Source organism: Pseudomonas sp. Pmew2 (genome assembly GCF_058129885.1).
The window spans coordinates 4,570,362-4,594,829 of record NZ_CM176702.1 but is presented as its reverse complement, the minus strand read 5'-3'; the positions used below and the strand labels follow the sequence as shown (position 1 = coordinate 4,594,829).

The window sequence follows — 24,468 nt, the reverse complement described above, 5'->3', positions numbered from 1 at the left end:
CCAAAGGACTAAAACAATGGCTCTTGGCAACGAAGCGCCGGAGTTTGACATCGATGATGAAGTGCTCCTTATGGAAGCCGGCATTGTCCTGAAGGAAGCGTCAAACGAGAAGCAGCCACCCGCTGCCTCCGGACGCGCCAAGGTCAAGCATTCAACATCGCTCAAACAACACAAGTACATTGACTACACGCGGGCGCTTGATGCTACCCAGCTGTACCTCAATGAAATCGGTTTTTCTCCTCTACTATCCCCGGAAGAAGAAGTTCATTTTGCGCGTCTGTCGCAAAGTGGAGACCCGGCCGGGCGCAAACGCATGATTGAAAGCAATCTGCGTCTGGTAGTTAAAATTGCCAGACGTTATGTCAATCGTGGGCTGTCATTGCTTGACCTGATCGAGGAGGGCAACCTGGGGTTGATTCGGGCGGTTGAAAAATTCGACCCTGAACGCGGCTTTCGTTTTTCCACCTACGCCACCTGGTGGATTCGCCAGACCATCGAACGCGCGATCATGAATCAGACCCGGACCATCCGGCTGCCGATTCACGTCGTCAAGGAGCTGAATGTTTATCTGCGCGCGGCCCGAGAGCTGACCCAGAAGCTGGATCATGAACCTTCTCCCGAAGAAATCGCCAATCTGCTGGAAAAACCGGTAGGTGAGGTCAAGCGCATGCTCGGTCTCAACGAGCGTGTCTCGTCGGTGGACGTCTCGCTGGGGCCTGATTCGGACAAGACGCTGCTCGACACCTTGACCGACGATCGTCCGACCGACCCCTGTGAGCTGCTGCAGGACGATGATCTGTCCCATAGCATCGATCAATGGTTGTCTGAGTTGACCGAGAAGCAACGGGAGGTTGTCATCCGTCGCTTTGGCTTGCGCGGACATGAAAGCAGCACACTTGAAGATGTAGGGCTTGAGATCGGTCTGACGCGTGAGCGGGTCAGGCAGATTCAGGTTGAAGGGCTCAAGCGCCTGCGTGAGATCCTTGAAAAAAACGGCTTGTCCAGCGAGTCTCTCTTCCAGTAACCAACCCCTCGTAATGTCAATCCAGGGCCGATATAACACAGAGTGTGTATATCGGCCTTTTTATATGTCTTTCGTTATTTGAATGTCGTAGGTCAATGCGCCTGCTCGGCCTTTCAGCTTTCAAAGCCTGTAAGTCATTGCGTACGGTTGTTGTAAGTCATTCAGGTAACAACAGTGAGGCTTGTCGCCAAACAGCTGTGTTTACGGATTTAACACGTTGTTTTAAATAGAGATTATATTTTTAAGGTGATTGACATGGAAATATCCTGGAGCGTTTGAGGTGTTGCTCTGCGGGTTTAAATCTCTAATATCGAAGCTGTGCCAACGGACAGGCGCAGGCCATCAAGGATGACGGTCAAGGACATCGCAGGATGCGATTCATCAGGATGATGACAACGGAATACAGGGATCAGGGATAAAATGTGGGCGGGTCATACCGCCCCTTTTTTTATCTGCAGAAAACCGGACAGATTCAACAAAAAAGGGTATCCGTCCGGCGAAGTCATCTACCCAGCCCTTCAAAGCCAAGACATGGTGTGCACTTAAATTTTAGTGGACACCATTTCTAGCCTTTTAAGCGGGTCTTTCATGCAGCCACAACGCCGTTCCTACTCCAAATCCTTCAAGGCCCATGTCATTCAAGAGTGCGCCCAGCCCGGGGCCTCGATTGCCAATGTCGCGCTGAGCCACAGCCTTAACGCGAACCTCGTCCATAAATTGATTCGAGTGCAAACGCAGAAAGCCATGGCGCTGCAACCTGCGTTCATTCCGTTACCCTTGCAGCTAGCCGGAGCAAATTCGCAGGTTGCGTTATCGACTATCTGTCTCGAAATCCCACATCCGCGCGGCACCGTCAAAGTGAACTGGCCGACCGAAAGCGCTGACGCCTGCGCCACCTTTCTGCGAGACCTGTTGCGATGATCCGCATCGACGCCATCTGGCTCGCCACCGAGCCCATGGACATGCGCGCTGGTACCGACACTGCTCTGGCGCGGGTGGTCGCGGTGTTCGGTGCGGCGCAGCCGCACTGTGCTTATCTGTTTGCCAACCGCCGCGCAAATCGAATGAAAGTGCTGGTGAACGATGGGTTGGGTATCTGGCTGGCGGCGCGCCGCCTGCATCATGGCAAGTTCTTCTGGCCGGGTTCTCGACGCGGCTCTCAGATGGAATTAGGTGGAGAACAACTGCATGCCTTGGTGCTGGGTTTGCCTTGGCAAAGAGTCGGGCAAGGTAGCGTAATTTCCATCATATAACGCCTGCCACGACCAGCTAGGCCGTGCAATTGTCCAATGAGCCTATCGTCGCTTTTAGGCTGTTCTGGCAAAATCGGCAGCATGACTTCGCTTCCTAATCTCGACCACTTAAGCCCTGAACAACTGCGTGCTCTGGCGGCGGAGTTGATGCAGCGTGTCGAGAACCTCGATCAGAAAGTCGAGACAATGGGTAAGCAAATCCACCATCACAAAACGGTCAACGAGAAACTGGCCCACGAGATCGCGCAGCTCAAGCGCTTCAAGTTTGCCAAGCGCAGCGAGCAACTAAGCCCGGATCAGGCCAGCCTGCTTGATGACCTGACCGACACCGATATCGCGGCCATCGAAACCGAGCTTGAAGCGCTGCGACCCGCGCCTGTTTCGAGCGAGGCTCGGCGAAAACCTAGAAAACCTAAACGTACCGCCTTGCCGCCGCAGTTTCCGCGCACCCTGATCCACCACGAACCCTGTAACAGCCACTGCCAGTGCGGCTGCGTCCTCAAGCGCATTGGCGAGGATGTCAGCGAGAAGCTCGACTACACGCCGGGCGTGTTCACCGTGGAGCGTCACATCTGTGGCAAGTGGGTATGCGATCAGTGCGAAACCCTGATCCAGGCACCGGTTCCGGCGCAGGTCATCGACAAGGGCATCCCGACCGCCGGCTTGCTAGCCCACGTGATGATCGCAAAGTTCGCCGACCATTTACCGCTCTATCGTCAGGAGTCGATTTTTGGTCGGGCCGGTCTGGCCATTGCCCGCTCGACCTTGGCGCAATGGGTCGGCAGCTGTGGCGTGCAGTTGCAGCCGCTGGCCGATGCCTTGCACGATGCTGTTCTTGAACATGGCGTAATCCACGCCGATGAAACGCCGGTGCAGATGCTTACGCCGGGCGCAAAGAAAACCCATCGCGCGTATATCTGGGCCTACGCCACCTGCCAGTTCTCGGACTTGGCAGCGGTCGTTTACGACTTCAGCCAGAGCCGCTCCGGAGAAAATGCACGCAACTTCCTGCAAGGCTGGAAAGGCAAGCTGGTCTGTGATGATTTTGGCGGCTACAAGGCCAGCTTCGAACCCGGCGTCACCGAGATTGGCTGCATGGCCCATGCACGGCGCAAGTTCTTCGAGCTGCACGCCACGAACAAGAGCCAGCTCGCCGAACAGGCCTTGCGCTACATCCAGTTGCTTTACGAAATCGAGAGTGAAGTCCGCCACTTGCAACCTGATTTACGCCGCCGAATACGCCAAGAAAGGGCCGTGCCGGTGATGGATGCCTTGCATGCCTGGATGATCGCCCAACGCCAACTTGTGCCCGATGGCTCGGCTATCGCCAAAGCTTTGGATTACAGCCTGAAACGCTGGACGGCGCTGTCGCGCTATCTCGATGACGGGGCTGTACCCATTGACAATAATTGGTGCGAGAACCAGATCCGACCATGGGCGTTGGGTCGCAAGAACTGGCTATTTGCAGGTTCACTGCGCAGCGGCAAACGGGCAGCGGCGATAATGAGTTTGATCCAATCGGCGCGACTCAATGGGCATGATCCGTATGTTTATTTGAAGGACGTCCTCAGGCGCCTACCGACGCAGCGGGCGAGTGAGATCGATCACTTGCTGCCGCATAAGTGGGGACTTAAATGACGCACCTTGAGCAGTAGTCAATTCTGGGGTATAGCTGCTCGGTGGTCATGATCCGCTCAGAATCCGTCAACAAATTCCTGAATGAGGAAATCGACAAACGCGCGTGCTTTGGAGGAGATTTGCCGGGAGCTCGGATAAATAGCCCAGACAGCGCGGCTTTGTTCGAGAGCAAAAGAGGAAAGGACTTCGACCAGATCCCCTTTATTCAAGGACGCTCGGGCATTCCATAGCGATATGGAAGCGATCCCCAGCCCTTCTACAGCCGCTATTCGAGCAGCTTCCCCGCAGTTGACTCTAAAAGAGCCGTTAATAATAGAAAATGGATTGCGTGCGTTACCGGCGAAGTGCCAGCGATTCTCTTCTCCTAATGTAATGCAATCGTGGCGGCTCAAATCTTCGGGCTCTCCCGGCTCACCTTTTTGCTCAAGGTAGGCCGGGGACGCGCAAAGGATACGGGTGTCGTTTCCAAGCTTGCGCGCCACATGTGTTGAGTCCTTCAGTGCGGCGATGCGAATGGCCACATCAATGCCGATCTCCGTTAAGTTTTGCACTTCATCCGAAAGCACCAGGTCTATTTTCAGATTTGGATGGCTTCTTAGAAAGCGAGTCACCGCAGGCATCAAACAGACCCTGGCGAAAGAGCCGGGGGCGGAGATACGCAATACGCGTTTAGGCGTCTCCTGGCTCTTCACAGTCGTAAAATAAGCTTCGTCCACAGCGGCTATGATACGAGAAGCATGAGGCAGGAAAAGCGCACCGTCCTCTGTAAGGGTCACCTGCCTTGTCGTGCGATGCAGCAACCGCATGCCCAATGACTTCTCGAGCTTGGCGAGTTTTTGACTCGCTACCGAAGGCACCAGCCCTAACTCCGCCCCAGCAGCGGTGATGTTTCCCATTTCCATGGATCTGACAAACAGGTTCAACGCTTGAATATCCATGGGCTGGCCCCGCTCAGCGTGTCTGCACCGGTGTTGCGTTGATCTTCACTCGCATCAAACTATAGGGTTTTTCTCGTAAATCCTTGCCACCATGAAATCCCGCCTGGCGATGGAGTTGGTTGGCAGTGAAGTAAAGGTAACCGTCAGTTCCCACAGAGAGTGTGTCCGGCCACAGTATGCGTGGATCGTGAACGACCGTCTGCCAACTGCCATCGGGCAGGCGCTTGCGAATACTGTTGTCTTCATAGTCGCCAGCGTAGACAGCACCTTCGCTGTCAGCCTCCAGCCCGTCCGATGGCCCTTTTTCGCCCAGATCCTTAACTGCATCGGTGAGCTGTTGCTCGGTGACGTTCGGGTCGCGCAAGAGCTTTGTAGATACCGAATACAGGTGGCGGCTGGACAGTGGGCAGAAATACAGAGTCTGGCGATCCGCCGACAGAGCAATACCGTCAGAAGCAACGGCAAATGGCTTGCTGCTTCCATCGGCATTGCGAACTCTCAGCAGTTGACCTTCAACCCTTGGCACAAAGTCTGGATCAGCTGATGTCGATGCCGCGCCACTCAAACGCCGTACTGCTTTACCCGTGGCAATGTCCATGACAATGATTGCGCCCGGCCCACTAAGAGAGGAGTCGGTGATGTAAATGACGCCTTCCTTACCGGCACTGAAGTCAAAACGCATGTCGTTGACGTAGGTGCTGGGCAACACGACATTTTCAGGAAAGACCAACGTCTTGACGACCTTGTTGGTGTGAAGATCAACGGCCACCAACTTGGCGCCACCCGCGAGCGGCTTGGAGAATTCGGGTGCAGCGGTATCAAGGATCCACAGGTGCCCTAAGCCATCAGCAACAATACTCTGGACGCTGATGAAACCCTTTTCCGGATGCTGCAGGTCAGCCTGGTTCAGCGCAACATCGGGATAAGGCACCACCTTGCCGTCGCGTAATTCCCCGACAGTGAACGGCACTTTGTCGCCCCAACGGGGGAAGTTGACAAAAATGCGTCCCTTTTCACTGATGCTGACGCCCGTTGGCATAGCGTCGTGAAATGCGAAAACCTGTTCAATCTTTCCCTGAGGCTGGTCTTTTGGGAGATTGCTGAGCACAGCAGCCTGGGTAGACTGACTACTGAAAGCGACCATCAAGGCCACGGACGTCCACAAAATTGATTTTTTAAAAGCCAAAACAGATCTCCTTGGCCTACTTCAGGCGGGCCAATATCGAATAGTGAGACTGGCCTCGTCTCGTGGCCAGGCGGGCATACTGACGGGTATATTGCGACGTAAAAAGCCGGTAAATTCACCAGCACTTTCACTCGAAAAGAGAAAATGATGCGACTGGGCGACTTGAAGCTGTTTGTGCGCACTGTAAAGCTTGGAAGCTTCTCCAACGCGGCACGCGAGGCCGACCTTTTGCCGGGACAAGTCAGCGCTGCCATAAAGCGTCTGGAGCGCGAATTGGGTATCCGCTTGTTCGCCCGCTCCACCCGTAGTTTGCGTCTGACTGGAGAGGGGGAAACGTACCTCCCCAGCGCGATTACCGCATTGGAAGCCCTGGCTCAGGGGCAGGAGAGATTGCACGGTGAAGGCAACCAATTGCAGGGGATATTGCAGGTCGCCGCGCCATCTGATCTAGGCAGAAACGTGTTGTTATCCTGCTTCAGCCAATTTCGCAAAGAACACCCACAGCTTACTTTGCGCCTGCTGATTTCTGATCGGCTGGCCAATGTTTTCCGTGACCCAGTCGACATCGCCATCCGTTATGGCTGCGCGGAAGATGCGAGCTACGTAGAACGGCCTTTGGCCGCCTGGAATCGACGGGTGCTGGTTGCATCACCGGCTTACCTTTCCCGTCATGGTAGGCCGGCCATGCTGGAAGATCTGAGTCATCATTCCTGCCTTCTGTACATGCTCAATGAGCACGTCTATGACAATTGGAAGTTTGGGCAGCAGAAGATTCCTGTCAAAGGCCTATTGCTGAGTGACGATGCAGATGTCGTTAGACTTTGGGCGATTGCAGGCGAAGGGATCGCGTACAAGTCCTGGCTTGATGTCCGCGAGGATGTGCTTAGCGGTCGTCTGGAAATTTTGCTTGCACAGCATCTTGGGGAATTGAGTCCGTTAAATCTGGTCTGTCCGCACCGCAAGCAATACTCGCCGGCAGTACGGCAGTTGCACCAGATGCTTAGCCGCCATTTAGCGCCCTTCGCTGCGGATATGGCCGCAGCGTTGGCGAATGCCGAAATCCCTGACTCGACTGCGTAATTAGTTGCTTGTAAGGGTGATGCCTGAGGTTTGATTCTTGAAAGGCGAGTTCTGAATTCGTTGATTGCTGACTACTGGGGTATGGCGTTGAGGGGTAGTTTTGATTGGGCAGAAGTTCTGCAAACACGGGAGTATCAGTTTTTTTGTGTTCGGGCTGGTTAGGGCCTGCCGTCAGGCAGGCCCTTGTTTTACCAGCTCGGTCTGGTAAATCGGTCTCCGTACAGGATCGCAAATTGATTCATTGCCACTTTCCAGTCGTGTGCCGCATGACCCCAGTTGGCGGTGATGTTGCGCAACCCAAGCCATATCAGTTTCGTCGCGGCCTCATCGGTCGGGAAGTGCCCTCGAGTCTTGATGATCTTGCGTAACTGGGCATTGATGCTCTCGATGGCATTGGTCGTGTAAACCACTTTGCGGATGCCCGCCGGGAAAACAAAAAACGGTATAACCCGATCCCAGGCGCGACGCCATGCAGCAACCACAGTCGGATACTGCTTGCCCCAGGGGCCCGCTTCAAAGGCGTTAAGCTCTTGCTCAGCCACATCTGCATTGATCGCCTGGTAGATCGGCTTGAGTGCTTTGGCCAGTGCCCGACGTTTATCCCAAGCGGCATAGTCCAAGCTGTTGCGGATCAGATGCACGATGCAGGTTTGCAGCGTCGTGGCAGGAAAAACCGCCCCCAACGCCTCCGGTATTCCTTTGAGGCCATCCGTGACGGCGATCAGAACATCTTCAACGCCACGAGTCTTGAGGTCGTTGAACACCTTCATCCAAAACTTGGCACCCTCGGTGCTCTCGATCCATATACCCAGAATGTCGCGCGTGCCATCAGGTAATACCCCCAGCGCCAGATAAATAGCCTTGTTGCACACTAACCCCTCGTCCCGGATTTTGACCCGTAACGCATCGAAGAAGATCACCGGATACATCGGTTCCAAGGGTCGTTGCTGCCAAGTGCCCACCTCTTCCATGACCGCATCGGTGACTGAGCTGATGAAGTCATGGGACACGTTAGTTCCATACTGCTCAGATAGAAAAGCGCGGATCTCACGCACCGTCATGCCCCGGGCGTACATGGCAATTATCTTGTCGTCGAAGCCTGTAAAACGTCGTTCGTGCTTGGGAATCAGGATCGGGGCGAAGCTACCATCGCGGTCTCTGGGGATATCCAGGCGAAGCGGCCCGTCGTCGGTCAGAACCGTCTTGCTGCTTTTGCCATTACGCTGATTGGTCGACTCCTCAGGGCGCTCCGCGCCCTGAGGGTAACCAAGGTGGTGACCCAGCTCGGCGCCTAGCGCACGCTCGATCAGAGCCTTCTTGAACGCCATGGACGCGTCTTGAATGGCTTCGGCGCTCATCGGGCCTTTAACAAACTGCTCGATCAGCTCTTGGGGAATCGAGGGCAACTCCCTCGCTGTTGCATTGGCGGACTTCTTTTTGGTCGGCATACATGCACCTCTAGCTACATGTTATGCCCGAACACAAAATTTCTGACAGTCTCCGGTGAGCAGGTGGATTTGCATCAGTTGTTGTTCTTCATCGTCACGCACGAAGCGCACGCCGCTGGCGTCGATGAACAGGCTGCGCTTGATGCGTCGCCCGCCTGATTGCTGCATGCCGCGCCAGTTGCGGAACGACTCGGACATCAAGCGCCAGGTGGGGATGGAGACGATGGTTTTGTCGAAGTTCTGCACTTTGACGGTGTGCAGGGTGATGTCCACCACATCGCCGTCCGCGCCGACCTGCGGCATTTCGATCCAGTCGCCGACGCGCAGCATGTCGTTGCTGGTCAACTGCACACTGGCGACGAAGGAGAGCAGGGTGTCCTTGTAGACCAGCAGGATGACCGCCGACATGGCGCCCAGGCCGGACAGCAGTAGCAGGGGCGAACGGTCGATCAGTGTGGCGACGATGATGATCCCGGCGAAGACGTACAGGATCATCTTCGACAGTTGCACGTAACCCTTGATGGAGCGCGTGCGGGCGTGTTCAGTGCGCGCGTAGATGTCCAGCAGGGCGTTGAGCAGGGTGCCGATGGCTAATGTCATGAACAGGATGGTGAACGCCATGGCGATGTTGCCGATCACGTTGCGGCCCGCAGTGCTCAGGCCCGGGACCAGCGTGAGGCCGAACTGAATGACCAGCGACGGCACCATCTGCGCCAGTCGGTGAAAGACCTTGTTGTGGCGGAAGTCGTTGACCCAGTGCAGGGACGGCTGACGGCCGAGCATCTTCACCGCGTACAGGACCACAAAGCGCGCGACACGACCAAGTACCAGCGCGGCGGTCAGCAACAGGACCAGTGCCAGCCCGGTGCGTACCCACGGGTGCTGGTCGAGCATGTCCCAGAGTTCCTGGGTCTTGAGCCAAAGCGAGTGAATATCCATAAAAGCATCGGGCCCGTTGCGCGAAGAGGGGGCGTGATTAAAACATTTACCGGGTCGGACGGGGCGGCCCGTCAGCACAAAGTGCACGTTGGGCAATGAATTCAAATTGTATTGATTGCTGAAGTAGACTCATCGCTCATTATCAAAGGAGTTGCGTCTTGCACCTATCCATCGTTCAACGCTGTGCGTCACGTCTTGGGTTGCAGGCCTTGTTGGTACTGGTCGGTCTGGCCTCGTCGACACTGGTCAGTGCCGCCGACGCGTTACCGACCTACGGTGAAATGGACGCTGCAGGGTTCGCGGGCTCGCCCCGGGAGAACTACGCCCTGCAGGACTTTTCCGATAAATACCGTGCGACGCTGGATATTTCCGCCAAGGACGATGTGTTTCGTCCCGGCGTCATCAACGTGTACGACAAGGCCAGCGGTGCGGCCTTGATCCGCGTGCAGTCCGATGAGCTGGTACTTGGCACTGACCCGAAAACCGGCAAGGTCAAAACCAACGTGCACGAGTTGCCCTATGGCGAACAGAGCGTGCTGATCTATAAGGATTTCAACTTCGATGGCATCAAGGACCTGGCCTTGATGGACGGGCAGAACAGCTGCTATCACGGCCCCTCGTATCAGGTCTTTCTTGGCACTGCCGATGGTTTCCGGCACAGCGATTCGTTCACCGAACTGGCGCAAAACAACTGCGGCCTGTTCAGCGTGGATGAGAAAGCCCACAAGATCGAGACCATGACCAAAAGTGGTTGCTGCTGGCACCAGATGTCCACTTACGGCATCCATAACGGTGAGCTGGTTCTGGAGACGCAAACAGTCATTGAACACACCGGCGGTTCGGGGCTGCCGACTGAAACAGTCAGTCGCAACCAGAATGGCAAGATGACGCACACCACCAGCATCGTCTGGGAGGAAGACCAGCAGCGTGAGATTCTTCTGCCGTTCAGGCTCGCGCCGTCCGGCAAGCGCATTGTGTTGTTCCGTTCAGGGGACGCAAGCCCGGTCTTCTACGCAGCCTTGGACAGCAAGAATCAGGTCGGGCTGCTGTTTCCCCAGGCTGAAGGTGAGCAACTGAAGTACGACGCTGCCAGTCACGTATTGAGCTTCGTGCGCGGCGACACCGCTTACCGGATCGTGGGTGACGCAAAGGGTGCGCCCACCGCCATGCAAGTGGTGGTGCGTGGCAAGACCACCGACCTGAAACTGCTTGCCGAGCCTGCTCAAGGTTCGCTGAACAAGGTCGCGGATGCGTTGAAAGCCGTGCAGTAATCAGGCGGCGGGGTGCTAGCCCCGATACCTCACCGCCTCAACAAACGCGCTGAACGCCGGCGACGCTTGTCGCCGGTTCGGGTAGTACAAGTGAAAGCCTTCGAAATACGGGCTCCAGTCGACCAGCACTTCTTTCAAACGGCCGCTGGCGATGTGCGGCTCGGCCATGGAGTCCGGCACGTAGGCCAGGCCCACGCCGTCCAGTGCGGCGTTGAGGACGTGGATCATGCTGTTCGACGTGAATTGCCCGCTGACCCGTATGTTGAGCTTGCGGCTGTCCTTCTCGAACTCCCAGGCGTAGCAACTGCCGTTTGGCGAGTGGCGGATGTTGATGCAGGTGTGTTGAGTCAGGTCCTGAGGCTGCAGCGGGACGGGATGTCGCTCGAAGTAGGCCGGCGAGCCGACCACTGACAAGCGCCAGTCAGGCCCCAGGCGCACGGCGATCATGTCCTTGCTGATGGATTCACCCAGACGGATGCCTGCATCGAAACGTTCGCTGACAATATTGGTGAAGCCGTAGTCGATGCAGATCTCGATCTGAATATCCGGGTATTGCGCGAGAAACCCTGCAAGCATGGGCCGGATAATGCCTTCGGCGGCGTCATCGGAGCAGGTAATGCGAATGGTGCCGGCGGGCTTGTCGCGCAGTTCGCCCAGCACTTCAACTTCTGCGGCAATTTGATCCAGCAGCGGCCCGATCGAGCGCATCAGCCTTTCGCCTGCTTCGGTCGGGGCCACGTTGCGGGTGGTTCTCGCCAGTAGGCGCAGGCCCATGCGCTCTTCAAGGCCCCTCATGGTGTGGCTCAGGGCTGAAGGCGTAACGCCCAGTCTGGTCGCGGCCTTGGTAAAGCTCTGATCGCGTGCCACCTGCAGGAAGGCTTGCAGGTCATTGAGTTTCGGTGTGCTCATTGCTGAGTATCTCTCACAAGCGCGTGGAAATTACGCCGTCTAATAATCCTAATACCTTTGCCCTAACCTGTGCCGACTCATTTTTAACGTCGCCAGGTCAGGACGCATGCAAGCATTTGATTCAACCCTGAAGCAGTCCGAAATAACCACTCATCCGCCAGCCTGGGGCGCCGTGTTTTCGATGGCGCTGTGTGTGGTGGTGCTGATTGCTTCGGAGTTCATGCCAGTCAGCCTGCTGACGCCGATCGCGCAGGATCTCGGCATCAACCAGGGCCAGGCAGGGCAGGCAATATCGATCTCGGGTTTCTTTGCAGTATTGACCAGCCTGCTGAACACACCGCTGACCAGGCATCTTGACCGCAAACCGGTCCTGCTGGGCTTCAGCCTGCTGTTGCTGGTGTCCGGGGTGATCGTCACGCTGGCCTCCAACGGCTGGTTATTCATGACGGGACGTGCATTGCTCGGGATTGCCATTGGCGGTTTCTGGTCGATGTCGACCGCTACCGTGATGAAGCTGGTGCCGAAGCAATCGGTCGCCAAGGGCCTGGCACTGATCAACGGCGGCAATGCGCTGGCGGCGACGGTCGCCGCGCCATTGGGCAGCTTCATGGGCCAGTACATCGGTTGGCGCGGGGCGTTTTTCCTGGTTATCCCGCTCGCGGCGCTGGCGTTTGCCTGGCAGTGGCTGAGCCTGCCGGCCATGCGCAGTCAGCCGAACAACCGGGCACGCAATCCGTTCCGCCTGCTGCGTAACCCGCAAGTGGCCGTCGGCATGAGCGCGATCCTGTTGCTGTTCATGGGCCAGTTCGCCGTCTTCACCTACCTGCGCCCGTTTCTGGAAGAGATCACCGGGGTCAGCGTCAACGCGTTGTCCCTGATGCTTTTGGTGTTGGGAGCCAGCGGGCTGGTCGGCACCTACCTGATCGGCAGGCTGCTGCACACAGGCCTGTATGCCTGCCTGATCGCCATTCCGTTGCTGATGGCGGTGCTGGCTGTGGCGCTGACCGGCCTGGGCCATTCACCTCAGTCCGTCGCCATTGTGCTTGCCGTCTGGGGGTTGATTGCCACACCTGCGCCGGTCGCCTGGGGCCTCTGGTTGAGCCGCACGCTGCCCGACGATGCCGAGGCAGGCGGCGGCCTGATGGTGGCGACCATTCAATTGGCGATCACCGCCGGTGCCGGCATCGGTGGCGCGCTGTTCGACAGCCTCGGTTGGTGGAGCCCGTTCGCATTCGGTGGCGTGTTACTGGCGTGTTCGGCCGCGCTGGCCTGGACGGCGCGAGACAACGCGTCTCTGCAGGAAAGCAACACCGGTCAGGGCCGGGCAGATAAACGCGGGTCAATTTCTCAACGAGGTAACACGCCATGAAAAAGATTCTTTTGATGCTTGGGTTTTTAATCAGCTCATATGCTGCGACAGGAGCAGACATGTCTCACGGTGCCGATAATTTCTACACAAGCGACAAGGTCGTTGCGCAAAAAGTGCTGTTCAACAACCAGTACAAGATGAAAGTTGCGGGCAACCTGTTTATACCCAAAGGCTCGAACCCGAACGTTAAAGCTCCGGCAATCATCGTCGGCCATCCGATGGGGGCGGTGAAGGAGCAAAGCGCCAATCTCTACGCGCAGAAACTGGCCGAGCAGGGGTTTGTCACCTTGTCGCTGGACCTGTCGTTCTGGGGCGAGAGCGAAGGCCTGCCGCGTAACGCCGTTTCACCGGATATGTACGCCGAAGACTTCAGCGCCGCAGTGGATTTCCTGAGCACGCAGACCTTCGTGGACAAAAAACGAATCGGCGTTCTGGGAATTTGCGGCAGCGGCAGCTTTGTCATCAGTGCCGCGAAGATCGACCCGCGCATGAAAGCCATCGCCACGGTGAGCATGTATGACATGGGCGCCGCCAACCGCAACGGCCTGAAACACTCGCAGACGCTGGCGCAGCGCAAGAAGATCATCGAGCAGGCGGCACTGCAACGCGACGTGGAATACAGCGGTGGCGATACGGCCTACACCAGCGGCACTGTACACAAACTGACTGACAAATCCGGCCCGATCGAACGCGAGTTCTATGATTTCTATCGCACGCCACGGGGCGAGTTCACGCCTGAAGGCCAGTCCCCCGAACTGACCACTCACCCGACGCTGACCAGCAACGTCAAGTTCATGAACTTCTATCCGTTCAACGACATCGAGACGATATCGCCACGCCCGATGCTGTTCATCGCCGGTTCAAAGGCGCACTCTCTGGAGTTCAGCGAGGAAGCGTACAAACTGGCCGGCCAGCCCAAGCAATTGATCATCGTGCCAGAGGCCGGGCATGTGGATCTTTACGATCGGGTCGATCTCATCCCGTTCGACAAGCTGGGCGAGTTTTTCAAGAACAACCTGAAGTAATCCGCGCTGAAAGCGCTACGCATGAAAAGGCCCTGCACAAGCAGGGCTTTTTTGTTATCGGTCACTGGTGGTTTCAAATCTGCCTAAAGATCCGCAGGCTCATCCTCATCGCGAAGGTGAATGTCCAGCCCCTGCCGACCCGCTGCAAGATGAGGACGCAATGTCAGCGCCGGGATCTCGTAGTCACCGTCGTTCTGCCTGCGAAACGGCAAGGGCTCAAGGGTGAACAGGGTATCCAGGCGGTTGCCGTAATCGGCGCAAATGCGGGCAAATGTTGCGCTGTCCACTTTGCCTGCCCGGTACACGGGGAAGGGCGCGAGCACCTCGAAGCCTGGATAGAACAGGATGCCGTGCTGGATAGGAAAGAGCACGTCGTTCAGCGCTCCGTTTACGCCACGCTCGCTGTAGTGGGACTCCCAGCCGCCCATGGTCACCGTCAGCATGGCGCGCTTGCCTGCCAGCGTTCCCTCACCGTATCGATCACCCCAGTGATGGTCGCTGTGCTCGCCCACGCCGTAGGCGAAGCCACAGGCGTACACCCGCTCTATCCAGCCTTTCATGATCGCCGGCATCGAAAACCACCAAAGCGGAAACTGAAATATGACGGCGTCTGCCCAGAGCAATCTGGCCTGTTCGGCCTCGATGTCCGGCGGTTGAATACCGGCGGCAAATACGCGTTGCGACTCAAGGGCAGGGTCAAAGCGGCTGCTGCTCTCAAGGCCAGGTGCATCGTTGGCGTCGATTGTCGCCTTCCAGCCCATCTGGTAAAGGTCGGACACCTGCACCTGATGGCCTTTGCTCTGCAGATGATCGACTGCGAAGTCTTTCAACGACCCATTCAGCGAGCGCGGTTCGGGGTGGGCGTAGACAATAAGTACGTTCATGAGGGGCTCCGGTTTGTCTGTCATGAGGCAACGCTACAGACTCGATCGGGTATGCTGGAAATCAATCTCCCAAACACTGGGTATTTGCATGAACAATACCTTGCGGCGTATCGACCTCAATTTGCTGATCACGCTGGATGCATTGCTCTCGGAGCAGAACGTGACCCGCGCGGCGCATCGGCTGAACCTGACTCAGCCGACGGTCAGCCTGCAATTGGGCAGGCTGAGGCAGGTACTGGATGATCCATTGCTGTTGCCGGGACCGCGGGGCATGACCCCGACTGCGCGGGCTGAACAACTGCGCGAACCGCTCAGGCAGGCGCTTGCAGCGCTGGAGTCCGCTTTGCTGCCCGGCCGGGATTTCGATCCGGCAAAGGCCGATCACACCTGGCGCGTGGCCGCCAGCGACTACGCGACCATCGCGTTGATATGGCCGTCGCTCGGCAGGTTGCGCAGCAGTGCACCGGGCACGCGCCTGGCCCTGTTGAACAAGCACCCGGTCAGCCTTGCCGCGGATCTCGAAAGCGGTCGACTGGATCTGGCGTTGCACACCCGCGATGAGGCGCCGCCCAAGCTGCGTCAGCGGTCGTTGATCCATGAACGTTATGTGCTTGCTGCCCGGCATGATCATCCGGATTTTGTGCAGCCCGTATCGCTGACACGTTTCTGTGAGCTGGAGCATGCGGTCATGTCTCTCAACGGCGGCGGGTTCGCTGGAAGCACCGATCAGGCCCTGGCGGCGCAGGGGTTAAGCAGACGGGTCGTGTTGTCGGCGCCGCATTTCGGCTCGCTGGTATCTGCACTGGTCTGCAGCGACCTGGTTGCTGTAGTACCCGAACGGCTGGTGCGCGCCCAGCCGACGCTTGTGGTTCAGGAACCGCCGCTTTCGATTTCCGGGTTTGAAATGCTCATGCTGTGGCCTGAGCGTTTGCACCGTGATCCGGCTCATATGTGGCTGCGAGAACTGATGGCTTTGGCCATTGATTGAGCCGTGCGGCGCTCATGATTCAAGCCCGCAGCCTGCGTTCGCGTAACGCACTCAAACACTCGCGCCCCGCAGCCTCGGCGGTTTGCAGCACTGTCTGGCTGTTGTCCTCGGTGATCCAGGTCAGCAGCCGGACCTGCCCCGTCGCCTGGCTGCCGCCGTGCATGCGAGACAGGGTTTCACGTTGTTTGAGCATGGCTTTCATGCGGGTGGCGAGCATGAAGATATCGTCGATGAAACCGTCTTCGACGTTGTCGTGATGCTCGATGCCAAGCCCCGTGGCGTCGTGGTCGATACGCAGGTGGTAGTGCATGGCCCCGGTTGCATCCTCGCTGCCGAACAGCGCGATGACGAAGCCTTTGCCCAGCAGTGAGCGCAGGGCGTGCTGGATGATTTCCTGCACATCGGGGGTGATCTGCCTGACTTCGCGGCTCATGTAACAGCTCCTGAACTGATTCGTAGTACCAGGCAGTATTCAATGGCTGGATGTTAAGTGCGGTCCGGGCCAGGTAATGCTGGGTAAAGACCTCCTGATTCATGCTTAAAGGTCAGTGTTTCAAAAGGTCTGGCCCAGCGAGAACTGGAACACCTGGGTCTCGGCGTCTTCGGGCTTTTTGATCGGCACGGCGAGATCGAAGCTCAACGGGCCGAGCGGCGAGTACCAGGTCACGCCGACGCCGACCGAACTGGCCATCTGGTCGATATTGATGTTGCCGCAGTTCTGCGTGGTGCTCAGGTAGCACTTGTCGGCGTAGACCGTGCCGAAGTCCCAGAACAGCGAGGTGCGCAGGGATTTCTGGTCTTTGACGAAAGGCATCGGGAACAGGTATTCCATGCCACCGGTGATCAGGATGTTGCCGCCCAGCGCTTCTGTGTCGCGGTCCGAGTAGTAGATTTGCCCCTGACTGGCGTAGGTGCCGGTGGCCGGGGTATTGCGTGGTCCCAGCGTACCGTCCTTGAAGCCGCGCACAGTGGCCTGGCCGCCCGCCGTATAGTTTTCGTAGAACGGCAGGCCGTCGGTTTCGCCGTAACCGTTGCCGTAGCCCAGTTTGGTGTGCAGGCGCAGCGAGGTGGTGTCGCTGAGCGGCAGGAAGGTCTGGCCGTTGTAGTCGAGTTTGTAGAACTGCAGGTCACTGCCCGGCACGGTGCTGGTCAGGGTCAGGCTTTGTGAATGACCGCGAGTGGCCAGCACGCCTTTGTTGAGGGTCGATTCCGACCAGCCGATGCTAGCCTTGAGGTTGGTGAATGACGAGCCCTCACGCTCGATGAAGTCATAGATCTCGTCGGCGCTGTAGCTGCCGGGGTCGAGGGTGTCGTGCTGGATCGACAAACCGTAGGTCAGGCGCGAGGTTTCGCTGATCGGATAGCCGAGGTTGACCCCCGCACCGACGCTGTTGAGCGAGTAGTAGGACACCTCGTCATCATCGTCGTAATACTTGCTGTAATCAGTGGCGTTGTAGAAAACGTTGTAGCCCAGGCTCACCCCGTCAGGCGTGAAGTATGGGTTGGTGAATGCAAAGTTGTACTTGGTCTGGTACTCGGAGCGCGTCATGCCGAGGCTGGCGAAGTTACCGGTGCCGAGGATGTTGTTCTGCGAGATCGAGCCCCCGAGTATCAGCCCGGCGCTTTGGGCAAAGCCTACGCTGGCGGTGATATTGCCCGAGGCCTGTTCTTCCACGGCGTAGTTGATGTCCACTTGGTCGTCGGTACCGGGGACAGCAGGCGTTTCGACGTTTACTTCCTTGAAGAAACCCAGACGCTCCAGACGCACCTTCGACTGGTCGATCAGGTAGGTCGACGCCCAGCCTCCTTCCATCTGGCGCATCTCGCGGCGCAGCACTTCATCGGCAGTCTTGGTGTTGCCGCGAAAGTTGATGCGGTTTGCGTAGGCCCGCTTGCCGGGGTCGACCATAAAGCTGATGTCTACGGTATGGTCGGCATCGTTGGCTTTCGGCACACCGTTGACGTTGGCGAAGGTATAGCCATCGTTGCCCAGGCGGCGGGTGATCAGATTGGTGGTATCGGTCATGACCTTGCGTGAAAACACCTGGCCCGGTTTGACCAGAATCAGTTGTTCAAGCTGAGCCTGCGGCACTTTCAGGTCACCGCCCAGCTTGACGCTGCCCACGGTGTACCGTTCGCCTTCGGTGATATTGACGGTAATGAACACGCCTTTCTTGTCAGGCGTCAGCGATACCTGCGTCGAGTTGATATCCATGTTGATGTAGCCGCGGTCCAGGTACCACGAACGCAAGCGTTCCAGGTCACCGGAGAGTTTTTCGCGGGCGTACTTGTCATCGTTCTTGAAAAACGACAGCCAGTTACTGGTCTTGAGCTGAAACTGGTCGGCCAGCTCCTCATCTGAAAACACCGTGTTGCCGACCACATTGATGTGCTGGATGGACGCCACGGTGCCTTCATCGATGGTGATTTTCAGCGCGATGCGGTTACGCGGTGCAGGTAACGCTTCGGTATCGACCGAGGCACTGTAGCGGCCTTGAGCAACGTACTGACGTTGCAGTTCATTGCGCACACCTTCCAGAGTGGCGCGCTGGAAGATTTCACCTTCACTGAGCCCCGACTGCTTCAGCCCCTTCATCAGGTCTTCCGTGCTGATTGCCTTGTTGCCGATAATCTCGATGCTCGCGATGGACGGGCGTTCGACGACATTGATCACCAGCACGTTGCCGTCGCGGGCAACGTTGATGTCTTGAAAGAAACCGGTCTTGAACAGTGAGCGCGACGCGTCGGCCAGACGCTGTTCATCGGCCTGATCGCCGACATTGAGCGGCAGCGCAGCGAATACGCTGCCGGCAGACACGCGTTGCAGGCCGTTGACGCGGATGTCCGAGATGGAAAAAGTGTCGGCGTGTGCCAGCGGGACGCTGAATAACAGGCAGAACGATAGAAACAGACGCGAAGAAATCATCAAACCCTTTCCAGAAAGCGGCGACAAAGGCATTTGAGCGCTGCCGATGACACGCCAGAAAGGGCCGGTCCGGCAGGCGCTGTTGGCTGCGCAGCATAGGGGGAGGGCATGTTGGGGACGGTTAACGGGGTGTAAGGTTAGGTAAAGATCATCAGGCCTGGCTGACACGCTGCAGCGGTGCCGGGATAATCGGCAACCACCAATCAAGGGCCTGCCATGACTCGCGTATTGCTTGTCGACGATGATCGGGAACTGACCGAAATGCTCAGCCAGTACCTGACCCGTGAAAGCTTCACTGTGACCTGCACCAACAGTGCGGAAGAAGGGGAAATCGAGGCGCTGTCCGGTCGTCACGACATTGTTGTGCTCGACATAATGATGCCACGCATGTCCGGAATCGAAGTGCTTCGGCGCATCCGCGCGCAAAGCCAGGTGCCGGTGATTCTGCTGACGGCCCGTGGCGACAATATCGACCGTATTTCCGGGCTGGAGCTGGGCGCTGACGATTACGTGCCCAAGCCCAGTTCACCGGGCGAACTGGTAGCGCGTCTGCGGGCGATCATGCGCCGGGTGAGGGCGGTGCCGGTGGTCGAGACGGTCAGGGAGGTGATTCAGGCCGGTGACTTGACGCTCTGGCCGGGCAAACGTGAAGCACGCTGGCAGGGCGTCACGCTGGAGCTGACCGGCAACGAATTCTGCCTGCTGGAGGAGCTGGCGCGTCATGCCGGGCAACTGGTCAGCAAGCAGAATCTGTCGATGAACGCACTGGGGCGGCCGCTGGCCCGCTATGACCGCAGCATCGATGTGCACATCAGCAGCATTCGCCACAAACTCGGGCCGCGCAACGATAACCAGAGCTGGATACAGAGCGTACGCAATCTGGGCTACCTGTTGATTACGCCATGAGGCCGAGCAGGTTATTCTGGAAGCTGTTTCTGGCGTTCTGGCTGGCGACCAGCCTGACCTTCATGGTCGGTGCGGGCTTGTTCATGCTGTCCCGGTCAGGACCGGGCGACCCCTCGTTCAGCACCGTGTTCGACAACGAAGTACGCATGCTTCAACAGTCGGGCATTCCCGCAGGGCAGGCGTTGCTCGATGCCTGGCAGCCTGACGGGCAGGACCGGGTCGGGCTGTACGATGAAAAGGGCCGGTTGCTTGCGGGCAAGCCGGTAGATAATCCGCGTTTCGAAATGGCCGTGCACACAAGGGAAGGCACAGTCGTAAACATCAGGGCCACCCAACGGCCCAAACACGAAGATCGGCCTTCCCACCTTAACCCACTGATCACCGGCACCTTCATGAGTGCGCTGTTCAGCTGGTTCCTCAGCGCCTATCTGGTGGCACCGCTGATTAAGTTGCGTGAGGCGATGGGCAAGGTCGCCAGAGGTCGTTTCGACACCAGGGTGAAACCCGACATGGGCCGCCGGCGCGATGAAATCGTCGATCTGGCCGAGGACTGCGACCGTATGGCCAATCAGCTCAAGGTCATGGCCGACTCTCAGCAGCAACTGCTGCATGACATTTCCCATGAGCTGCGTTCACCGCTGACCCGCATGAGCGCCGCCATTGGCCTTTTGCGCCAGGCGCCGACGCAACTGGACATGCTCGAGCGGATCGAGCGCGAGTCGGAACGGATGGACGCACTCATCGAGGAGCTGCTGACCCTGGCGCGCATGCAGAGCGATGCCGAAAGCCTGGAGCGAGAGACGGTCCATGTCATCAGCCTGCTGGCCGCCATCGTCGAGGATGCCGCGTTCGAGGCTGGCCTGAAACAGTGTCGGGTCAGGCTGCAGGCCCCCGAACCTTTTGTGGCACAGGTCGACAGCGAATTGCTTTACCGGGCATTCGAAAACGTGATTCGCAACGCGGTTCGTCATACGGCGGTGGGCACTGATGTGGTGGTGGTTGCCAATGTTCAGGCGCAGCCGCCGTGCTTGACGGTCAATGTCATTGATCAGGGGCCGGGCGTGGACGACGATTGCCTGCAACGTATTTTTCAGCCCTTCGAGCGTGGCCCGGACAATACTGCGCAAGGCTTCGGTCTGGGCCTGGCCATCGCGCTGCGTGCCGTTGAAATGCACGGTGGCCAGATTGCTGCGCGCAATCGGCCGGGCGGTGGCTTGGTTGTGGATATTGTGCTGCCGGTGTGCTGAGGCGTGCTGGTTGATCACCTTCAGCGGTTCGATTGTGCTGCTTGCGGCGGTGCTTCACCGGGCAATTCATAAACAAAATCGACCTTTGGTGGTAAAGAAACTCGGCCCCGGCGCTCGAAACCGTTACGCTATGCAGCTGTATTTTTGTTTTTCGTCGAGGTAGCACCCGTGTTTTCCGAATTCGCCCTGCACGAACGCCTGCTTAAAGCTGTGGCCGAGCTTAAATTTGTCGAGCCTACGCCCGTGCAGGCGGCCGCCATTCCGCTCGCACTGCAAGGGCGCGACCTGCGGGTGACTGCGCAAACCGGTAGCGGCAAGACCGCCGCATTTGTGCTGCCGATCCTCAACCGTCTGATCGGCCCGGCCAAGGTTCGTGTCGACATCCGTGCGGTGATCCTGCTGCCGACCCGTGAGCTGGCTCAGCAGACGCTCAAGGAAGTCGAGCGCTTCTCGCAGTTCACCTTCGTCAAGGCCGGCCTGATCACCGGTGGCGAGGACTTCAAGGTTCAGGCCGCGATGCTGCGCAAGGTGCCGGACATTCTGATCGGCACGCCGGGTCGTCTGCTGGAGCAGTTGAACGCAGGCAATCTGGACCTCAAGCACGTTGAAGTACTGGTACTGGACGAAGCCGACCGCATGCTGGACATGGGCTTCTCTGAAGACGTCGAGCGTCTGGCAGGCGAATGTGCCGGTCGCGAGCAGACCATGCTGTTCTCCGCAACCACCGGTGGTGCCGGCCTGCGTGAAATGATCGGCAAGGTGCTCAAGGATCCGCAGCATCTGCAAGTGAACAGCGTCAGTGAGCTGGCTTCCGGCACACGCCACCAGATCATCACCGCCGATCACAACGTGCATAAAGAGCAGGTGCTGAACTGGCTGCTGGCCAACGAGACCTACCAGAAAGCCATTATTTTCACCAACACCAAGGCGATGGCCGACCGTTTGTACGGCCGTCTGGTTGCACTGGAATACAAGGCGTTCGTGCTGCACGGCGACAAGGACCAGAAGGACCGCAAGGCGGCCATCGACCGTCTGAAGCAGGGCGGTGCCAAGATCATGGTCGCGACCGATGTGGCGGCTCGCGGTCTTGATGTTGAAGGTCTGGACATGGTGATCAACTTCGACATGCCGCGCAGCGGTGACGATTACGTCCACCGCGTCGGTCGTACCGGCCGTGCGGGTAGCGACGGTCTGGCGATCTCGCTGATCTGTCATGGCGACTGGAATCTGATGTCGAGCGTCGAGCGCTACCTCAAGCAGAGCTTTGAGCGTCGTGTCATCAAGGAAGTCAAAGGCACCTACGGCGGGCCGAAGAAGGTCAAGGCATCGGGCAAGGCTGTAGGCGTGAAGAAGAAAAAGACTGACGCCAAGGGCGACAAGAAAAAGACAGCGGCCAAGGGGCCGACCAAGCGCAAGACGGTCAACCGTCCCAAGTCCGATCTGGTCAGCCAGGACGGCATGGCGCCGCTGAAAAAACGCAGCACCCCGGCCCCGGCTGCCGAGTGATTGCCATGATCGCTCCCGCGCAGGCGGGAGCGATCAGCTTCTCCTCTGTCTGTCACCTGTGCAGAACAACCCCCCGTTATACCTTCCAGCAGCTTCTCTGAACCGCGACAAACCCCGCAGGTCACATTTTCTGAGTCGTATGCCTGTGGCTGGATGTCATGGGCGATCAATCCATGCTGGACGGAGGTTTAGAAAAATGACTTACAACTGGGACCTTATCGAGCGTTTGTTGCACGAAGTGCAGAACGACGGCACCAAATCGACAGCCACTGAGTTTGAGACACTGCTTAATCGCGGTTACATCGAACCTCGTCCTGGCGAGGAGGGCGGTGATGGCTCGAGCTACATGCTGACAAAGCGCGGCGCAAGCCTGCTTTCTTTGATCGACAGCAGCATTCCGGGAAATGATCACCCTCGTCAGGTACTGAATGAGCAGGCAGGCGACCCGCTTGACCCCGCACTCTTCGACACCATCGCTAAAAAGCCACAGATTGCCTGATACCCGAGATGCTCTGCGTGCCGGTTCAAGACCGGACGCAGAGCGTCCAGAGCGGCATGCGACGCGGAGCGGCGCACGATAGTTGTGGTGAGATGGCTATCGTTCCGCACGCTCCCGCTTGGGAGTGCCGAGGGTGAAGCTCTGCGTCACAATTCTGCGCCGCACTGCACACGCATGTCTGGGCGTAGAGCATGGGCGCGTTAGCTGCCGATCGTTCCTCACGCTCCCGCGTGAGAATGCCTTGGGTGACGCTCCGCGTCACTATTTTGCGCCGCACCACACACGCATGTCTGGGCGTAGAGCATGGGCGCGTTAGCTGCCGATCGTTCCTCACGCTCCCGCGTGGGAATGCCTTGGGTGACGCTCCGCGTCACGATTTTGCTCCGCACCGCACACGCATGTCTGGGCGTAGAGCATGGGCGCGTTAGCTGCCGATCGTTCCTCACGCTCCCGCGTGGGAATGCCTTGGGTGACGCTCCGCGTCACGATTTTGCTCCGCACCGCACGCGCATGTCTGGGCGCAGGTGGCACGACAGCGGGAGGGCGCGATGGTGGGAGTGCTATCGGATCACTGCTGTGACTTGAGGCAATCCAGGTCAGTGAAGTCCTTGCGCATGTCGGCAATGCGGCTCAGCAGTTTTGCACGCTGTTCCGGTGTGCTCATGGCGGTAACGTCGACAATCAACGATATCGCTGCCTTCTCGGTCTGGTCATAGGCCTTGCGGTACTCGGGCGTCCAGAAGGTCTCACGGTCTTGCAACAGTGCGGCGATGCGCTGCGGAAAATCGCTTGCCTGACGTTGTTGCACCGTAGCCAGAAACAGGTTCTGCCAGCGAGTACGGTTTTCAATCCACGCCTTGTTTTGCTCGCCAAGCGAGGCGGACCAAGCCTGAATCCGGTCTTTCTGCGCCTGATTCAGCTTGCCTATCCATGGCGTCAGGCGTTTTTGCATGCGGTCGGCGCGCTCGGCAACCTGGCGTTCCAGTGGTTGCTCAAGGTATTTGTTTTCACGTTTACGCTGATCCTTGGCAAACGACTCCTGCATCTCTTGCACTTGCTTGTCATCAAAGCGCGAGAGCAATTCCACAGCAGACGGGGTAATTTCCTTCGATATTTTCGCTATCGCCTCTTTGGCTTCGCGAGTGCGGGCCTCCAGCCCCTCGTACGTCACCTGGTCGGTTTTGACCATATCCTCAAGCTTGTCCAGCCAGGTCAGATACTCCGGTAACTGGGTACTGCAATGCCAGCTCAAGTGTTGCTTGAGGCGCACATCCAGCCAGCTTTTCTGTTCCGAATTCATGTCCAGGTAGTCGCTGAGCGTCCACGGGATGATGACGTCGAGATTGCGATACGCCAGTCCAACCTGATTGCATCCTGCAAGCAGCGCAACGGTCATCAACAGGGTGATGAGGGCTTTGAATAAAGACTGCAT

21 protein-coding genes and 1 pseudogene are annotated in these 24,468 nt (G+C 57.9%); 13 read left to right on the top strand and 9 right to left on the bottom strand.

What is annotated here, in order from left to right; genetic code table 11:
• Positions 1-16 precede the first annotated feature (16 nt).
• From rpoS to tnpC, 4 genes are all read left to right on the top strand, one after another.
• Complete coding sequence (gene rpoS, locus AC4ANK_RS21225; RefSeq protein ID WP_002554700.1) at positions 17-1,024, top strand: RNA polymerase sigma factor RpoS; 1,008 nt, start codon at positions 17-19, stop codon at positions 1,022-1,024.
• A 588-nt stretch (positions 1,025-1,612) separates the two neighbouring features.
• Entirely contained in the window at positions 1,613-1,945 is a 333-nt protein-coding gene (gene tnpA, locus AC4ANK_RS21220; protein WP_031597256.1) for an IS66-like element accessory protein TnpA, read from the top strand.
• Positions 1,942-2,277 (top strand): IS66 family insertion sequence element accessory protein TnpB, encoded by a 336-nt coding sequence (gene tnpB / locus AC4ANK_RS21215; protein WP_002554698.1) that lies wholly within the window; start codon positions 1,942-1,944, stop codon positions 2,275-2,277. Before tnpA ends, tnpB begins: the two co-directional genes overlap by 4 nt.
• 81 nt (positions 2,278-2,358) lie before the next feature.
• Positions 2,359-3,915: an IS66 family transposase gene (gene tnpC / locus AC4ANK_RS21210; protein ID WP_460384556.1), complete on the top strand. Its 1,557-nt coding sequence runs from the start codon at positions 2,359-2,361 to the stop codon at positions 3,913-3,915.
• 56 nt (positions 3,916-3,971) lie between these two features.
• Here the strand turns inward: tnpC and AC4ANK_RS21205 are convergent, their stop codons facing one another.
• Positions 3,972-4,853 (bottom strand): LysR family transcriptional regulator, encoded by an 882-nt coding sequence (locus AC4ANK_RS21205; RefSeq protein WP_031597258.1) that lies wholly within the window; start codon positions 4,851-4,853, stop codon positions 3,972-3,974.
• 13 nt (positions 4,854-4,866) lie between these two features.
• Positions 4,867-5,997, bottom strand: a complete 1,131-nt coding sequence (locus AC4ANK_RS21200; protein WP_044322563.1) for an L-dopachrome tautomerase-related protein — start codon at positions 5,995-5,997, stop codon at positions 4,867-4,869.
• Between the two features lie 186 nt (positions 5,998-6,183).
• Here AC4ANK_RS21200 and AC4ANK_RS21195 point away from each other — a divergent pair, with 186 nt between their 5' ends.
• Positions 6,184-7,119: a LysR family transcriptional regulator gene (locus AC4ANK_RS21195; protein WP_044322562.1), complete on the top strand. Its 936-nt coding sequence runs from the start codon at positions 6,184-6,186 to the stop codon at positions 7,117-7,119.
• A 188-nt stretch (positions 7,120-7,307) separates the two neighbouring features.
• On the opposite strand, the gene AC4ANK_RS21190 is transcribed toward AC4ANK_RS21195, so the two are convergent.
• Entirely contained in the window at positions 7,308-8,567 is a 1,260-nt protein-coding gene (locus AC4ANK_RS21190; protein ID WP_054082596.1) for an IS256-like element ISPsy17 family transposase, read from the bottom strand.
• A 54-nt stretch (positions 8,568-8,621) separates the two neighbouring features.
• Positions 8,622-9,506 (bottom strand): annotated as a pseudogene (locus AC4ANK_RS21185) (mechanosensitive ion channel family protein); the annotation flags it as partial.
• 158 nt (positions 9,507-9,664) lie between these two features.
• Between AC4ANK_RS21185 and AC4ANK_RS21180 the strand changes: the two are divergent.
• Complete coding sequence (locus tag AC4ANK_RS21180) at positions 9,665-10,777, top strand: XAC2610-related protein (RefSeq protein ID WP_460384559.1); 1,113 nt, start codon at positions 9,665-9,667, stop codon at positions 10,775-10,777.
• A 15-nt stretch (positions 10,778-10,792) separates the two neighbouring features.
• Here the strand turns inward: AC4ANK_RS21180 and AC4ANK_RS21175 are convergent, their stop codons facing one another.
• On the bottom strand, positions 10,793-11,686 hold the full coding sequence (locus AC4ANK_RS21175; RefSeq protein ID WP_002554417.1) for a LysR family transcriptional regulator: 894 nt from the start codon (positions 11,684-11,686) through the stop codon (positions 10,793-10,795).
• A 106-nt stretch (positions 11,687-11,792) separates the two neighbouring features.
• On the opposite strand from AC4ANK_RS21175, the gene AC4ANK_RS21170 reads away from it, so the two are divergent.
• Entirely contained in the window at positions 11,793-13,055 is a 1,263-nt protein-coding gene (locus AC4ANK_RS21170; protein ID WP_002554416.1) for an MFS transporter, read from the top strand.
• The gene (locus tag AC4ANK_RS21165; protein ID WP_002554415.1) at positions 13,052-14,080 is read left to right on the top strand and encodes an alpha/beta hydrolase; all 1,029 of its coding nucleotides are present in this window, start codon (positions 13,052-13,054) and stop codon (positions 14,078-14,080) included. The genes AC4ANK_RS21170 and AC4ANK_RS21165 overlap by 4 nt, the downstream gene beginning before the upstream one ends.
• An 83-nt stretch (positions 14,081-14,163) precedes the next feature.
• Here AC4ANK_RS21165 and AC4ANK_RS21160 read toward each other — a convergent pair whose 3' ends face one another.
• The gene (locus AC4ANK_RS21160; protein WP_002554414.1) at positions 14,164-14,964 is read right to left on the bottom strand and encodes an NAD(P)H-dependent oxidoreductase; all 801 of its coding nucleotides are present in this window, start codon (positions 14,962-14,964) and stop codon (positions 14,164-14,166) included.
• An 88-nt stretch (positions 14,965-15,052) separates the two neighbouring features.
• Between AC4ANK_RS21160 and AC4ANK_RS21155 the strand changes: the two genes are divergently transcribed.
• On the top strand, positions 15,053-15,952 hold the full coding sequence (locus AC4ANK_RS21155; protein WP_002554413.1) for a LysR family transcriptional regulator: 900 nt from the start codon (positions 15,053-15,055) through the stop codon (positions 15,950-15,952).
• Positions 15,953-15,971: 19 nt separating this feature from the next.
• On the opposite strand, the gene AC4ANK_RS21150 is transcribed toward AC4ANK_RS21155, so the two are convergent.
• Positions 15,972-16,385, bottom strand: a complete 414-nt coding sequence (locus AC4ANK_RS21150) for a hypothetical protein (protein WP_005734013.1) — start codon at positions 16,383-16,385, stop codon at positions 15,972-15,974.
• A 120-nt stretch (positions 16,386-16,505) separates the two neighbouring features.
• The gene (bamA, locus tag AC4ANK_RS21145) at positions 16,506-18,878 is read right to left on the bottom strand and encodes an outer membrane protein assembly factor BamA (RefSeq protein WP_002554411.1); all 2,373 of its coding nucleotides are present in this window, start codon (positions 18,876-18,878) and stop codon (positions 16,506-16,508) included.
• Positions 18,879-19,094: 216 nt separating this feature from the next.
• On the opposite strand from bamA, the gene AC4ANK_RS21140 reads away from it, so the two are divergent.
• The 4 genes from AC4ANK_RS21140 to AC4ANK_RS21125 all read left to right on the top strand — a co-directional run bounded on the left by AC4ANK_RS21140 (position 19,095) and on the right by AC4ANK_RS21125 (position 23,036).
• Complete coding sequence (locus AC4ANK_RS21140) at positions 19,095-19,784, top strand: response regulator transcription factor (protein ID WP_002554410.1); 690 nt, start codon at positions 19,095-19,097, stop codon at positions 19,782-19,784.
• Entirely contained in the window at positions 19,781-21,031 is a 1,251-nt protein-coding gene (locus AC4ANK_RS21135; protein WP_460384564.1) for a HAMP domain-containing sensor histidine kinase, read from the top strand. Before AC4ANK_RS21140 ends, AC4ANK_RS21135 begins: the two co-directional genes overlap by 4 nt.
• A gap of 168 nt (positions 21,032-21,199) precedes the next feature.
• Positions 21,200-22,537 carry a DEAD/DEAH box helicase gene (locus tag AC4ANK_RS21130; protein ID WP_002554408.1) on the top strand — a complete coding sequence of 446 codons (1,338 nt, stop codon included), beginning with the start codon at positions 21,200-21,202 and terminating at the stop codon, positions 22,535-22,537.
• Positions 22,538-22,733: 196 nt separating this feature from the next.
• Positions 22,734-23,036 carry a hypothetical protein gene (locus AC4ANK_RS21125; protein ID WP_002554407.1) on the top strand — a complete coding sequence of 101 codons (303 nt, stop codon included), beginning with the start codon at positions 22,734-22,736 and terminating at the stop codon, positions 23,034-23,036.
• Between the two features lie 568 nt (positions 23,037-23,604).
• On the opposite strand, the gene AC4ANK_RS21120 is transcribed toward AC4ANK_RS21125, so the two are convergent.
• Complete coding sequence (locus AC4ANK_RS21120) at positions 23,605-24,468, bottom strand: DUF6279 family lipoprotein (protein ID WP_002554406.1); 864 nt, start codon at positions 24,466-24,468, stop codon at positions 23,605-23,607.